The organism is Paenarthrobacter nitroguajacolicus (assembly GCF_007786235.1).
Classification (GTDB): Bacteria; Actinomycetota; Actinomycetes; order Actinomycetales; family Micrococcaceae; genus Arthrobacter; species Arthrobacter nitroguajacolicus_A.
This window is the reverse complement of the sequence record NZ_VNFK01000020.1, coordinates 69,098-82,733: the sequence shown is the minus strand read 5'-3', so window position 1 is coordinate 82,733 and position 13,636 is coordinate 69,098. Positions and strand designations below refer to the sequence as shown.

At 63.3% G+C, this 13,636-nt stretch carries 13 protein-coding genes and 1 tRNA gene; 10 read left to right on the top strand and 4 right to left on the bottom strand.

What is annotated here, in order from left to right; all coding sequences use genetic code 11:
- Window positions 1-10: 10 nt before the first annotated feature.
- The 3 genes from FQP90_RS20110 to FQP90_RS20100 all read right to left on the bottom strand — a co-directional run bounded on the left by FQP90_RS20110 (window position 11) and on the right by FQP90_RS20100 (window position 3,128).
- Window positions 11-652 carry a GntR family transcriptional regulator gene (locus FQP90_RS20110; protein WP_144652836.1) on the bottom strand — a complete coding sequence of 214 codons (642 nt, stop codon included), beginning with the start codon at window positions 650-652 and terminating at the stop codon, window positions 11-13.
- Between the two features lie 119 nt (window positions 653-771).
- Window positions 772-1,485, bottom strand: coding sequence for a response regulator (locus FQP90_RS20105; protein ID WP_144652835.1), 714 nt, complete (start codon window positions 1,483-1,485; stop codon window positions 772-774).
- Complete coding sequence (locus tag FQP90_RS20100) at window positions 1,482-3,128, bottom strand: sensor histidine kinase (RefSeq protein ID WP_144652856.1); 1,647 nt, start codon at window positions 3,126-3,128, stop codon at window positions 1,482-1,484. Before FQP90_RS20100 ends, FQP90_RS20105 begins: the two co-directional genes overlap by 4 nt.
- Window positions 3,129-3,266: 138 nt before the next feature.
- Between FQP90_RS20100 and FQP90_RS20095 the strand changes: the two genes are divergently transcribed.
- The 10 genes from FQP90_RS20095 (at window position 3,267) to FQP90_RS20050 (ending at window position 13,031) form a co-directional block, all read left to right on the top strand.
- A complete protein-coding gene (locus tag FQP90_RS20095; protein ID WP_144652834.1) occupies window positions 3,267-4,613 on the top strand; it encodes a cation:dicarboxylate symporter family transporter in 1,347 nt (448 codons plus the stop codon).
- 249 nt (window positions 4,614-4,862) lie between these two features.
- A complete protein-coding gene (locus tag FQP90_RS20090) occupies window positions 4,863-5,762 on the top strand; it encodes a ParA family protein (RefSeq protein ID WP_144652833.1) in 900 nt (299 codons plus the stop codon).
- A gap of 6 nt (window positions 5,763-5,768) precedes the next feature.
- A complete protein-coding gene (locus FQP90_RS20085; protein ID WP_144652832.1) occupies window positions 5,769-6,692 on the top strand; it encodes a segregation and condensation protein A in 924 nt (307 codons plus the stop codon).
- Window positions 6,685-7,341 (top strand): SMC-Scp complex subunit ScpB, encoded by a 657-nt coding sequence (gene scpB / locus FQP90_RS20080; RefSeq protein WP_144652831.1) that lies wholly within the window; start codon window positions 6,685-6,687, stop codon window positions 7,339-7,341. The genes FQP90_RS20085 and scpB overlap by 8 nt, the downstream gene beginning before the upstream one ends.
- Window positions 7,342-7,493: 152 nt before the next feature.
- Window positions 7,494-8,705: a pseudouridine synthase gene (locus tag FQP90_RS20075; RefSeq protein ID WP_144652830.1), complete on the top strand. Its 1,212-nt coding sequence runs from the start codon at window positions 7,494-7,496 to the stop codon at window positions 8,703-8,705.
- Between the two features lie 3 nt (window positions 8,706-8,708).
- Window positions 8,709-9,815 (top strand): prephenate dehydrogenase, encoded by a 1,107-nt coding sequence (locus tag FQP90_RS20070; protein WP_144652829.1) that lies wholly within the window; start codon window positions 8,709-8,711, stop codon window positions 9,813-9,815.
- The gene (gene cmk / locus FQP90_RS20065; RefSeq protein WP_144652828.1) at window positions 9,815-10,528 is read left to right on the top strand and encodes a (d)CMP kinase; all 714 of its coding nucleotides are present in this window, start codon (window positions 9,815-9,817) and stop codon (window positions 10,526-10,528) included. The genes FQP90_RS20070 and cmk overlap by 1 nt, the downstream gene beginning before the upstream one ends.
- Entirely contained in the window at window positions 10,518-11,252 is a 735-nt protein-coding gene (locus FQP90_RS20060; protein WP_144652827.1) for a lysophospholipid acyltransferase family protein, read from the top strand. The genes cmk and FQP90_RS20060 overlap by 11 nt, the downstream gene beginning before the upstream one ends.
- A 10-nt stretch (window positions 11,253-11,262) precedes the next feature.
- Window positions 11,263-12,813: a ribosome biogenesis GTPase Der gene (gene der / locus FQP90_RS20055; RefSeq protein ID WP_144652826.1), complete on the top strand. Its 1,551-nt coding sequence runs from the start codon at window positions 11,263-11,265 to the stop codon at window positions 12,811-12,813.
- 141 nt (window positions 12,814-12,954) lie between these two features.
- Window positions 12,955-13,031 (top strand) — tRNA-Pro (locus FQP90_RS20050).
- Between the two features lie 74 nt (window positions 13,032-13,105).
- Here FQP90_RS20050 and FQP90_RS20045 read toward each other — a convergent pair.
- Complete coding sequence (locus tag FQP90_RS20045; protein WP_144652825.1) at window positions 13,106-13,552, bottom strand: MarR family winged helix-turn-helix transcriptional regulator; 447 nt, start codon at window positions 13,550-13,552, stop codon at window positions 13,106-13,108.
- Window positions 13,553-13,636: the final 84 nt, after the last annotated feature.

The window sequence follows — 13,636 nt, the reverse complement described above, 5'->3', positions numbered from 1 at the left end:
GGTGCTCCTTCTAATGAGGGGTATGGGTTGCCTTGACGTGGGTGAGGCTGCGGTGCAGGTGAAGTGTGGTGGCGGCTTCCGCCAGCCGTGGGTTGCCGGCTGCGATGGCCTCGGCAATGGCGGCATGCTCGGCTGCGGCTGCTCGGAGCCGGGTGGCATCGTCAGCCGCCAAACGGCGGACGCGGACCAGATGGACGCGGAGGCTGCGCATGGCATGGGCCAGGTACGAATTGGAGATCGCGGCATCGATTGCCTCATCCAGGCGGCCCACCAGGGCGTAGTAGTCATGCCGGGCTGGGTCGTTGTCACTGAGCAGCTCAGGCGCCAGCAGCAGCTGTGCGTGCAGCTCGGCGAAGACGCCGGGCTCGCCGCGCTCAGCGGCCAGGGCCGCAGCCCGTACCTCAAGGGTTTCGCGCAGTTCGAACAGTTCGTCGATGCTGTCCAGCGAGATATCGGTGACGACGACGCCGCGGCCCCCTGCCGCCATCGTCAATCCTTCAGCGGTGAGCCGGCTCAGCGCCTCCCGGACCGGCGTGCGGGACACACCGAGGCGTTCGGACTGCTCCACTTCCGCCAGGACCGTGCCCGGCCGTAGGCGCCATTCAATGATGTCTTCACGAAGGGCCGTGTAAGCCCGATCACTGGCGCGCATGATCCCAGTGTATACATGAGCGGGGTCATTAAGTCAGCAGAAGTAGGAAATCTTCGCTCTGTGTATACATTGGGCGCCACTCACGGTTGGGTCCTGAGCCCGACAGAAACGGATAAACCCTAGCCCCGGTTCCAGCCGTACTCATTCTCCGGGCGGCCGGGGGTGCCGTACCGCGGCGCCCTGGTGACTGTCCCGGCGTCGGCCAAGTACTCCAAGTACCGGCGGGCGGTGACCCGGGACATGCCCAGCGCCTCCATGACCTCGCTTGCCGACACGGCGTCCTGCCGTGCCCGCACCAGGTCCTTCACTGACTCCAGGGTGGACCCGGAAAGGCCCTTGGGCAACGGCAACTCTGTCGGGGCGCGAAGACTCGCAAAAGCTTGGTCAACGTCGCTCTGCGAAGCGCCCGCCTTTGAGATTCCGGACATCGAACCTGCCAGCTGTTCGCGGAACGTTCGGTAACTGCTGAGCTTGTCGGCGAAGGTCGCGAAGGTGAACGGTTTGATGAGGTACTGCACTACGCCGATGGACACGGCGCTGCGTACGATGTTCAGTTCCCGAACGGCCGTGATGGCGATGATGTCCGCGAAAACGCCGGCCGACCGCATCCTGCGGGCGACATCCAGGCCGTGCAGGTCCGGGAGGTTCATGTCCAGCAGGACCAGGTCCACGGGGGCGCCGGACGCGGCGAACTCGCCAAGGATCCGCAGCGCCGATTGGCCATCCGGGGCGGTTCCCACCAGCGTGAACCCGTCCAACCGGCCGATGTAGACGGAGTGGGCGTCCGACGCTATCGGCTCGTCCTCCACTACCAGGACGCGGATGTCTGTCATGCCTTCTCTTCCTCGGGAACCGGCGCGGGCAGCACAACATGGAACTGTGCACCGCCGGGATTGCTGATGGTCATCGTACCGTCCAACCGCTGGACGGCCTGACGTACCAACGCGAGGCCAACGCCGCGGCCGTGGGCACCACGAGGATTCCCTTCCGCTGACTTGGTGCTGAAACCGTACTGCAGAACATCATCGATCGAGTCAGGATCAATGCCGCGGCCGGAGTCCTTCACCAGGAACTCGACGGCGGCCGGACCCGCTTCCACTGACAACTCCACCTGCCGCGGGAACTCGCCGCCGGCCGCAGCGTCGATGGCGTTGTCGAGCAAGTTTCCAAGGATGGTCACCAGATCCTGGATTTCCAAGCCGCGAACGCCCGAACTCCCGGAAGTCCGCACCACCAGTTCCACGCCACGCTCGTGGGCCTCCGCTGCCTTGCCCATCACCAGGGCACTCATCACGGGCTCATCCACGGAAGCAACCATGTCATCGGTGAGTTGCTGGCTGAGCTCCAAGTCCTTGGTGGCAAACTCCAAGGCTTGCGGCGTTCGCCCCAGTTCCAGCAACGAGACAATCATGTGCAGCCGGTTCGCGTGTTCGTGGGTCTGCGCCCTCAAGGCGTCCGAGAGAGTCTTCATGGTCTGGAGTTCCGTGCCCAGTGATTCGATCTCCGTGCGGTCCCGGATGGTGGCGACCGTGCCATAGACCGCGGGCTTCTGGCGGCTGCGCTCAGGCACGGGCCCTACGGCAGGAGCTTGGTTGACCACCAGTATCCGTGAACCCGTGAGGTGGATTTCGTCATGGGCCGGCCTGCCGGATTCGAACAGCGCTCGCAGGCTGCCATCGAAGGGTAACTCGGACAGTTTTGGAGCAGCGTCCGGCGACCGGTCTGCGTCGGAGGGCTCCAACCCCAGCAACTCCGCCGCTTGGTCGTTGTACATCACGGCCTTGCCGTGCGTGTCGATCAGGATCACGCCTTCGCGGACGGAGTGCAGCACGGATTCGTAATAGGCGAAGAGCTGGGCCAGTTGTTCAGGGCCCCAGCCCCGGGTGACCGAGCGGAGGTAGCGGCCCAGGAGCCAGGAGGCAAAGGATCCGAACGTCAAAACCACCAGCGCTATCCCACCGATCACGCCCAGCCGTTCGGCAACGTCAGTGTCCACCGTGCGGACCGTAACGCCCGCGGCGACCAGGGCCTTAACCGTCCCGTCCGTGTCTTTGACGGGTGCGATGGTCCGGACGGAGGGCCCCAACGTTCCAGCGGTGACTTCAGTGAAGATCTCACCCCGCAGGGCAGGCTCGATAGTGCCGATATATGGCTTTCCCAGCTCTTCGGAGCGGGGATGTGTCCAGCGTGTCCGGTCGGGGGCCATGATCGTGATGAAATCGGCGTCGGCGTCCTCCATGACGTCCCGGGCATAAGGCTGCAGGACGCTGGAGGGGTCTGCCGTGCCGGCCGCTTCCAGGACCAGAGGATTGTTGGCGATCGACGTGGCGAGGGAGAGCATCCGTCCGCCGGCATTGTCATAGGCCCTGTCCCTCGCCTCCACCACGGAGAACGCGCCGAAGACGGCCGTCAGTACCAGGACGAACAGCAGGTTTGCCACGAACAAGCGGCGGGCGATGCTCCAGCTGTGAAACACGTGGACCTCCATGACCAATATGACCGCAACGGTGATGTGTGTCACCAACGGCTCAATGATGGATATCACACAAGGGCAGCGGATTGGACATCAGTGCAGGACCGCAGCGCCTTACACAGTATCCAGAAGGAGAATCCCATGACCTCTCAACGAGGAGAGTCGGCAGTAGCTGCCAAAGGTGGACGCAAGGGGCTCGATAAGTCGCACTACCTGTACATCGCTGTCATCCTGGCCGTAGTGCTCGGCGCCTTGGTCGGCTTGATGTTCCCTGAGGTCGGCAAGTCGCTCAAGCCACTCGGCGACGGCTTCATCAAGCTCATTAAGATGATGATCGCTCCGGTCATCTTCTGCACCATCGTCCTGGGCATCGGCTCCATCGCCAAGGCCGCAACGGTCGGCAAGGTCGGCGGGCTGGCATTGGGCTACTTTGTGGCCATGTCCACCTTCGCACTTGCCATTGGCCTGGTGGTGGGCAACCTCATCCACCCAGGCGAGGGCCTCAAGCTGACCCCCTACGATCCCACCAAGAAGGCCGACACCAACAGCACCGTGGACTTCCTCCTGGGAATCATCCCTGGCGATATTCCGGTCCTGCCCACGCTGCTGGCCGCGATCCTGGTTGGTTTCGCCCTGCAAAAGATGGGCAAGCAAGGGGCGCCCATCCTCGCCGCCATCGGACACGGGCAGCGACTCGTCTTCCGCATCCTCATCATGATCATGTGGCTGGCTCCGGTAGGCGCCTTCGGTGCCATCGCCGCCGTCGTAGGTGCCACAGGCGCCCAAGCGATCCTCAGCATGTTCACCCTGATGCTGGCCTTCTACATCACCTGCGCCCTGTTCATCGTGGTCATCCTGGGCACGCTGCTCCGCGCCGTAGCCGGGGTCAACATCTTCAAGCTCATGAAGTACCTGGCCCGTGAATACCTCCTGATCTTCTCCACCTCATCCTCCGAAGCGGCACTGCCCCGCCTGATCGCCAAAATGGAGCACTTGGGCGTTTCCAAGCCGGTGGTCGGCGTCACGGTCCCCACGGGCTACTCGTTCAACCTGGACGGGACGGCGATTTACCTGACCATGGCTTCCTTGTTCGTCGCCAACGCGATGGGTACTCCGCTGGATCTCGGGGCGCAGGTCTCCCTGCTGGTCTTCATGATCATCGCCTCCAAGGGTGCCGCAGGTGTCACGGGTGCCGGACTGGCCACTCTTGCCGCCGGCCTCCAGGCGCACAAGCCGGAGCTCCTGGGTGGCGTGGGCATGATTGTCGGCATCGACCGCTTCATGTCCGAGGCCCGTGCGTTGACCAACTTCACCGGAAACGCCGTGGCGACTGTCCTGATCGGTACCTGGGTCAAGGAAATCGACAACGGACAGGTGGAGCGGGTCCTCTCCGGCAGCGAACCGTTCGACGAGCAGACCATGATCGCCCACGGCGGCGAGGAGGAAGCTGCTCCCGAGGCAGACACCCGCGAGAAGGCAGCCGTCTAGCAACACCAGCACCAACGCAACACCACGGCACGAAGGTCGGCACCCGCAGGGTGTCGGCCTTCGTGCCGTTCCTGATTTCGGTAGGCCCAGGGGCAACCTTAGACCTCAACTAGAGGGTCAAGGCTCAAATAGCGGACAAAGTCAAGTTCCCCGAATAACCGTGTCGGGCGCTGTAGCCTAAAGGGGTAGTAGCGCTGTAGCTGGGGGCCAGCGGCAGGGAAGATCGTCGTCGAAAGAGTGGTTAGATACGTGAGCATCGAACGGGGAACAGCTACGCTGGAAGGCGCCGGGCTCGATCTGGAAGACGCCATCATGGGGCCCACGGGCCGCCCTCATCGCGAATTCCCGGAACCCGCTCCGCTTGACTCCCATGGTCCAGCGAGGGTTATCGCCATGGTTAACCAAAAAGGCGGTGTGGGTAAAACCACGTCAACCATCAACCTTGCAGCGGCGCTGGCGGAGTTTGGCCGACGTGTCTTGTTGGTGGACTTTGATCCCCAGGGTGCGCTTTCCGCCGGTCTCGGCGCGAACCCGCATGAACTCGACCTCACCGTCTACAACGTCCTGATGGACCGCAAAGTGGACATCCGCGATGCCATCCAGCAAACCGGCGTGGAGGGCGTGGACCTGCTCCCCGCCAATATCGACCTCTCCGCAGCCGAAGTCCAGCTTGTCAACGAGGTGGCCCGCGAACAGGTTCTTGACCGCGCCCTCAAGAGCGTCGAGGACGATTACGACGTCGTACTCATTGACTGCCAGCCTTCCTTGGGTCTGCTGACAGTCAACGCCCTGACCGCCGCACACGGTGTGATCATTCCGTTGATCTGTGAATTTTTCGCCCTGCGAGCCGTCGCCCTCTTGGTGGAGACCATCGAAAAGGTCCAGGACCGCCTCAACCCGCGCCTGCAGGTGGACGGCGTCCTGGCCACCATGTACGACGCCCGTACCCTGCACAGCCGCGAAGTAATTTCGCGCCTCGTGGAGGCATTCGGCGACAAAGTCTTCGAGACCGTCATCAAGCGTTCCATCAAGTTCGCCGACGCTACTGTGGCCGCTGAACCGATCACCAGCTACGCCGGCAATCACATCGGCGCCGACGCCTACCGCCGGCTTGCCACGGAACTGATTTCGCGCGGCGGCGCGCCCTAGCGGACGGTGGTACCGTCACTGGCTCCGACATCGGAAGCAGAACCCGCCGCTGCAGCGGAAACGCCCGACGCCGGTACCTCCGATTCCCGCAAGGCGGGCTTTGAGGTACGGCTGGCCAACTTCACCGGCCCCTTCGATCTCCTGCTCGGCCTCATCTCCAAACACAAATTGGACATCACCGAGGTGGCGCTTGCCACGGTCACTGATGAGTTCATCAAATACATCCGCCGTCTCCAGGAACTGGGGGAGGAATGGGCGCTTGATGAAGCCAGCGAATTCCTGGTGATCGCTGCCACGCTGCTTGATCTCAAGGCCGCCCGCCTTTTGCCTGCCGGCGAAGTGGAAGACGCCGAGGACATCGCCCTTCTGGAGGCGAGGGACCTGCTGTTTGCCCGGCTATTGCAATACAAGGCCTTCAAGCAAATCGCCGGAATCCTGGGCGAAACACTGGAACAGGAAGCCAGGCGATACCCGCGCCAGGTCGCGCTGGAAGGCCATTTCGCCGCACTGCTGCCCGAGCTTGTCTGGCGACACAGTCCGGAGCAGTTCGCCGAACTGGCAGCCAAGGCGCTCAAACCCAAGGAAGCTGCACCTGAGGAAGTGGGCTTGGGCCACCTCCACGCGCCGCCCGTGAGCGTCAAGGAACAAGCCGAGATCATGGGGTATCGCTTGAAACTCGGCGCCCCTCTGTCCTTCCAAACACTCATTGTCGACGCCGAGACCACCCTGGTGGTGGTGGCACGGTTCCTGGCGTTGCTGGAGATGTTCCGGGACAGGGTTGTCGCCTTCGAGCAGCCCGAGCCTTTGGCGGAACTGACAGTTCGCTGGACCGGCGACGACGCCGAGTGGGACAGTTCAAGCCTGAGTGAAGAGTATGAGGCAGGGCCTGAACCTGACGGAATCGGAAGCGGGGAAAACGGCAGTGAGTGAACAGAAAACGCTCCAGGACGGATTGGCGGAACTGGAGGCACTTCCCGGTGGCCCTCGGGCAGCGCTTGAAGCGGTGCTCATGGTCATCGACCAGCCAGCCACGTCCGAAGAGCTCGCTGCAGGACTCAACGTCACGGTCGCCGTCGTCGAGGATTTGCTGCAGGACCTGCAGCGGGAGTATAGCGGCTATACTGTTAAAGCCCCGGACGTGGATGCTGTCGGCTTTGCCGATGCCAGCACTGCACCCCGGGGTTTTGAATTGCGGAACGTCGCCGGGGGGTGGCGAATCTATTCACGGTCGGATTTCGCCGACATCGTGGGCAGGTTCGTCCTCGAAGGGCAGACCACCAGGCTTACTCAGGCAGCGCTTGAGACACTGGCGGTCATCGCCTACCGGCAACCGGTCTCCAGGGCCCGGGTGTCCGCCATTCGCGGCGTCAACGTCGATTCCGTGGTCCGGACTCTTACCCAGCGAGGTTTGATCGAGGACTCCGGAAACGATCCCGAATCGGGTGCTGTCCTGTACCGGACAACCTCGTACTTCCTGGAACGGATGGGCATCGGCTCGGTGGCGGAATTGCCCCAGCTCTCGCCGCACCTTCCGGGTTTGGAAGGAATCGACGAGTACTACGACGCCAGCCGGATGTAGCCGCAGGCTTACACCGGCGCTGCACGACAATTCCATACAGATTCACAGCACCTTTCAGGGGTGCACAGCGACAAGGGGCAGACGATGTCTGCCCGGCTGGCTAGTGTTGATTTCAACACCAAATGCCGGCCATTACTACACTAGGACGGGTCATGACACAGGCGGGACGCCAGAGTTCACCACGTAACGGTTCGGGACGCAACAGTTCTGGACGCAATGAGGCCAGGGGTGGCACGGGCCGCTCCAACGCCGGCGGCTTCTCCGGCCGCGGCGGCAGCGCCGGCGCTGGAAAGCGCAACTTTCCCCAGGGCGAGGGTCGCCCCTTCAAGGCTTCCAAGCCTCGCGAAGCGGCACCCTTCGATCCCGACAACCCCACGTCGGCCGGCGACTACGATCGCGGCCAGGCCGCCAGGCCGGCCAAGCCTTTCCGCAAGCCCGGCTCCAATAAGCCCGGCTTTGGCAAGGCCCCCGGCACGCCGGGCGCGCTGAAGCCCAAGGCAAAGCCGGCCAAGCAGTACGGCTCCAAAGCCTTCGGAAGCGAACGCTTCGGCCAGAACCTTGGTCCCATCCGCAAGCCGGGCCGCAATCGGGGTCCGCGCCAGGAGGTCCCGCAGTCTGATCTTCACGATGTCGACGGCGTCCGCCTGCAGAAGGTCATGGCCCAGGCCGGCGTGGCTTCCCGCCGCGTCTGCGAGGAAATGATCCTCGAAGGCCGCGTCGAGGTCGATGGCCAGGTCACCACCGAACTGGGCATGCGCGTAGATCCGACGTCCGCCGTGATCCACGTGGACGGCATCCGGATCCAGCTGGACGAGACCCTCGTCTACATGGTGTTCAACAAGCCCAAGGGCGTCGTTTCCACCATGGAAGACCCCGAAGGCCGCCCGTGCATCAGCGACTTCCTCAAGAACAACAAGAACAAGGGCGAACGCCTGTTCCACGTCGGCCGCTTGGACGTCGCTACCGAGGGACTGCTGCTGCTGACGAACGACGGCGAACTCGCCAACCGGCTGACGCATCCTTCGTATGAGGTACCCAAGACGTACCTGGTCCAGGTGCGTGGCCCGTTCCCGCAGGGCGTGGGCGCAAAGCTGAAGAACGGCGTCGAGCTTGAAGACGGCGTAGCTGCCGTGGACTCCTTCCGTTTGGTTGATTCCACCCCGGGCCACGTCCTCATCGAGGTCGTCCTGCACTCGGGCAAGAACCGCATTGTGCGCCGTATGTTTGACGCCGTCGGGTTCCCGGTAGAGCGGCTTGTCCGCGTCAAGGTCGGTCCCATTGGCTTAGGCGACCAGCGCCAGGGCAGCATCCGCAACCTTGGCAGGCAGGAAGTCGGACACCTCCTGGCATCTGTGGGGCTCTAGGGCATGTCGGCATTCGGTACGCACGGCCGGGGCCATCTTGATGGCCCGGTCGTCGTTCTCGGTACGGGCTTGCTTGGGGCCAGCATCGGCCTCGGCCTGCGCGGACGCGGGGTTCCGGTGTTCCTTTCCGATCCTTCGCCCACCAATCAGGCGGTCGCGGTGGATATCGGTGCGGGTCGGCCTCTGGCGGAGCTGGACGAAGAACCCCAGTTGGTAGTCGTCGCCGCTCCGCCGGATGTCACGTCCGACGTCGTGGAGAAAGCCCTGGCGGACTACCCTTCCGCCGTCGTGGTGGACATTGCCAGCGTTAAAGCGACCATCCAGGCGCAGTTGCGCGAACGTGGCGTGGATCTGTCCCGATACGTGGGAACGCATCCGATGGCAGGTCGGGAAAAGTCCGGCCCTGTCGCGGCCAGGGGTGAACTTTTCACTTCGATGCCGTGGGTGGTCTGCCCGTCGGAGGAAACCGCGGGCGACGCCGTCCAAACTGCGCGTTCACTGGCGGGGGACCTTGGGGCGATCGTTTCGCAGTTCACCGCGGACGAGCACGATGAAGCTGTGGCGCTGGTATCGCATTTGCCGCAAATCATGTCCTCGCTTCTGGCGAGCCGCTTGCAGGGTACACCTCTGCACGCTCTCTCCTTGGCAGGCAACGGACTCCGTGACACCACCCGTATCGCAGCCAGCGATCCCACCCTCTGGGTGCAGATCCTGGGTGGCAATGCGGAAAAGGTAGTGTCCATCCTGCACGGTGTCCGCGAGGACCTGAATCGTTTGATCGGCACGCTGGAAGAACCGTTGGCACCCGGTGCACGGCTTGACCTTGCACAGCTGATCAGTGAAGGCAATGCAGGCCAGGCTAGGATCCCCGGCAAGCACGGCGGACCTCCGCAGGCATACTCGTGGCTCACCATCCTGGTGGATGACAAGCCGGGCCAGATCGCACACCTCCTCACGGAGATCGGTGAGATCGGCGTCAACGTCGAAGACCTTCGCCTCGACCATTCGTCGGGACAAAACGTGGGCATGGTGGAGCTTTCCGTCCTTCCCAGCAAGCATGACCTCCTTGTTGAAGCTTTGACTGACCGTGGATGGCGGGTACTCCAGTAATGACGCGTGAATTTTTTGGACCGGAGACAGTCGCCCGTCCCGGCAAGCCGCTCGTGATTGCGATCGACGGCCCGTCAGGATCGGGAAAGTCCAGTGTCAGCAAGGAAGTCGCCAGACGCTTGAAGCTGGCGTACCTCGACACCGGTGCGATGTACCGCGCCCTGACGTGGTATTGCCTCAAGACCGGCGTCGACCTCCAAGATGGTGCTGCGGTGGAACAGGCCTCCAAGACCATGCCTTTGGAGATCAGCACCACCACGGCCACGGAGTACGTTGCTGTTGATGGAACAGACATCACGGACGAAATCCGGGATCCGTTGATCTCTTCGTCGGTGAGTGCAGTGGCTACCACCCTCGGCGCCCGTACCGAGCTGATCCGACGTCAGCGCGAGCTGGTCGACCAGCACCACCACCGCATGGTGGTGGAAGGACGCGACATCACCACCGTCGTCGTTCCCAATGCCGAGGTCCGCATGCTCCTGACCGCCAGTGAGGAAGCCAGGCTCCGGCGTCGCGGAATCCAGTTGGGCGGCACCCAAAGCAAGGAACAGCTCGCCGCCCAGGTCTTCCAGCGCGATGCCAAGGACTCCACGGTGGTGAACTTTACGCAAGCAGCCGACGGCGTGGTGACACTCGATTCCTCGGACCTCAACTTCGAAGAAACCGTGGATACCGCTCTGGCGATCGTCAGCAAGGTCATCTATGGGGACTGAGAATCAGCTTCCGGCTGAGTGGACCCGTCTGTGGAGCCGGCCGGTCGGGTGGATCCTGGACCACGTCATCTATCGGACAGCGGTGACGGGCAAAAGCAACGTGCCCGCCGCCGGGCCGGTGGTTTTCGCCGGAAACCACATCAGCTTCCTGGATGGACCAGTGATGTTCGGCGCTTCGCCGCGCCCCATGCACATTTTGGTCAAGAAAGAGATGTTCAAAGGCTTCCTGGGCAAGGTCCTCCGGGGCTCCGGCCAAATTCCGGTGGACCGGACCGGTGACCGCACCGCATTGCATACCGGCAAGAAACTGCTCGACGCCGGCCGTTGCGTCGGAATTCTGCCGGAAGGGACCCGGGGGAGTGGCGCAGCGGCGAGTATCAGTTCCGGAGTTGCCTGGCTCGCCCTCAACTCAGGAGCAACCGTCATACCTGTCGCCATCCTTGGAACCCGTCAGGGCGACGAGCATCGAGACCATATTCCAACACCACGCCGAAAGCTGTATGTCAGCTTCGGCGAACCCATCACGGTGAAGCGCCGGAAGGGCGAACCCGGGCGTGTTTCAATGGACAGGGCGGCTGCGGAGATCCGTGCAGCCCTGGCAGAACATGTCCAGGGTGCCATTCGGGCCACAGGCCAGGGCCTCCCCTCGGAGCCTGCGCCCGGATCATCCACTCCGCAGCACCGCCAATCAGCAGTAGCCGGGACGCCGGCAGACCACCACTAAGGAAAGTGCAATGAGCGATACGACTCAAAAATCCGGCCTCCACGGAGCCGGCGACGACGAATACACGCCCACCGGCACCGACCAGGTGGCTGAAAACCTGGCTGCCCTGGACGATGACGAGGCCGAGCTCCGAGCCGCCACCCTTCGCGCGGGTCTGGACGACTACGACCTCGACGACGAAGATGCTGCGCTGCTCAGCGGCGAGTACGGCGATGAAGGCGACGAAGGTCCCCTCAAGCTTGACCCCGTCCTGGCCATCATCGGTCGTCCGAACGTGGGCAAGTCCACCCTGGTGAACCGCATCCTGGGCCGCCGCGAGGCAGTAGTGGAAGACACCCCGGGTGTTACCCGCGACCGTGTCATGTATTCCGCCCGCTGGAACGGACGCAACTTCACCCTGGTTGACACTGGTGGATGGGAACACGATGCCCGGGGCATCCACGCCCGCGTGGCCGAGCAGGCCGAGATGGCCGTGGAGCTCGCTGACGCTGTTCTCTTCGTGGTGGACTCCGCCGTCGGCGCTACCGCCACGGATGAGGGCGTCATGAAGATGCTCCGCAAGAGCAAGAAACCGGTCATCATGGTGGCCAACAAGGTGGACGACTTCGCACAGGAAGCGGACTCCGCAGCATTGTGGGGCCTGGGCTTCGGCCAGCCGTACCCTGTTTCGGCACTCCACGGCCGCGGCGTGGCCGACCTCCTCGACCACGTCATGGACACCCTTCCCGAGTACTCGTTGGTGGAAGGCGTGGAGCGCTCAGGTGGTCCTCGCCGTATCGCCCTGATCGGCCGCCCCAACGTTGGCAAGTCCTCGCTGCTGAACAAGCTCGCTGGCTCCGAGCGCGTCGTGGTGGATCCGCTGGCCGGCACCACGCGCGACCCCGTCGATGAATTCATCGAACTCGGTGACCGCACTTGGCGCTTCGTTGACACCGCGGGTATCCGCCGCCGCCAGCACATGGCACAGGGTGCCGACTTCTACGCATCCCTGCGTACGCAGGCCGCGCTCGAGAAGGCGGAGGTCGCCGTCGTGCTTCTTGCCGTCGACGAAGTCCTGAGCGAGCAGGATGTCCGCATCCTGCAGTTGGCGATTGAGTCCGGCCGAGCGCTGGTGCTCGCGTTCAACAAATGGGATCTGCTGGACGACGAACGTCGCCGTTACCTCGAACGGGAAATCGAGCAGGACCTGGCCCACGTCGAATGGGCTCCCCGCGTCAACATCTCGGCCAAGACCGGCTGGCACAAGGACCGTTTGGTCCCTGCGCTGGATATTGCTTTGGAGAGCTGGGACCGCCGTATCCCCACCGGACGCCTCAACGCGTTCCTGGGCGAGCTGGTTGCAGCGCACCCGCACCCCGTCCGTGGTGGAAAGCAGCCCCGCATTCTCTTCGGCACCCAGGCATCCAGCCGACCGCCGAAATTCGTGCTGTTCACCACTGGCTTCCTGGACCCGGGATACCGACGCTTCATCACGCGTCGCCTCCGCGAAACCTTCGGCTTCGAGGGCACTCCCATCGAGGTCAACATGCGCGTACGCGAGAAGCGTGGCAAGAAGCGCTAACTGAGACGGGCATCACAGCGGAGTTTGGCTGAGATGGCGTTGGCACCCTCCAACTTCGTGTAAGCTTTTGGAGGTGGTTCGGCCGGACTGCTTAGGTGGGACTCTTCGGAGGAAAACTTAGGCGGAGAACGGTGGAACCAGCGGGCTGTAGCGCAGCTTGGTAGCGCACTTGACTGGGGGTCAAGGGGTCGCAGGTTCAAATCCTGTCAGCCCGACCATAAAGGCCGGAATCACGCGGAAACGCGGGATTCCGGCCTTTGGTCGTTAATGCCCGGGCGGGTCCGGGATTTGGCTAGACCTTCTGCAGTGCGCCGAGCGCCCTCACCAGCGGCTCGAGCTCAGGCACGGACTCGGCGGCGTCAAGGGCTGACGCCAAGGTCTCGTCATGGACCGGCTTGGCAGCTTCGAGGAGCTTCTGGCCCGCTGCCGTGAGCTCGGTGTAGATGCCACGCCGGTCATCAGCGCACAGGATCCGGGTGAGCAGCCCCCGGTCTTCGAGTCGGTTGACCAGGCGGGTGGTGGCGCTGCTGGAAAGTGCGGTGGCGCGGGCCAGTTGCTGCATCCGCATGTGCCAGCCGTCCTGGCGGCTCAGTGCATCCAGCACGGTGTACTCAACTACAGACAGGTCGCTGGAGGACTGGAGTGCCTTCTCCAGTTCCGCCTCGATGCTTCCGTGCAGGGCCGCAAGGGTTCGCCAACCCTGTGCCCGTACTTCTACGGCGTCATCCTTGATGCCCATGTCTGCTGTGCTCCTGCCTTGTTTTCGGATAAATCGCGACGCGTCCACAAAGTAGTTGCTTGCGCAAGTATCTAGCGTGTGCAA

What these genes read in the sequence shown, in the direction of transcription:
- FQP90_RS20110 (WP_144652836.1), bottom strand. Translation starts at nt 652, where the DNA reads ATGCGCGCCAGTGATCGGGCTTACACGGCCCTTCGTGAAGACATCATT.
- FQP90_RS20105 (WP_144652835.1), bottom strand. Translation starts at nt 1,485, where the DNA reads ATGACAGACATCCGCGTCCTGGTAGTGGAGGACGAGCCGATAGCGTCG.
- FQP90_RS20095 (WP_144652834.1), top strand. Translation starts at nt 3,267, where the DNA reads ATGACCTCTCAACGAGGAGAGTCGGCAGTAGCTGCCAAAGGTGGACGC.
- FQP90_RS20075 (WP_144652830.1), top strand. Translation starts at nt 7,494, where the DNA reads ATGACACAGGCGGGACGCCAGAGTTCACCACGTAACGGTTCGGGACGC.
- FQP90_RS20070 (WP_144652829.1), top strand. Translation starts at nt 8,709, where the DNA reads ATGTCGGCATTCGGTACGCACGGCCGGGGCCATCTTGATGGCCCGGTC.
- cmk (WP_144652828.1), top strand. Translation starts at nt 9,815, where the DNA reads ATGACGCGTGAATTTTTTGGACCGGAGACAGTCGCCCGTCCCGGCAAG.
- FQP90_RS20060 (WP_144652827.1), top strand. Translation starts at nt 10,518, where the DNA reads ATGGGGACTGAGAATCAGCTTCCGGCTGAGTGGACCCGTCTGTGGAGC.
- der (WP_144652826.1), top strand. Translation starts at nt 11,263, where the DNA reads ATGAGCGATACGACTCAAAAATCCGGCCTCCACGGAGCCGGCGACGAC.
- FQP90_RS20045 (WP_144652825.1), bottom strand. Translation starts at nt 13,552, where the DNA reads ATGGGCATCAAGGATGACGCCGTAGAAGTACGGGCACAGGGTTGGCGA.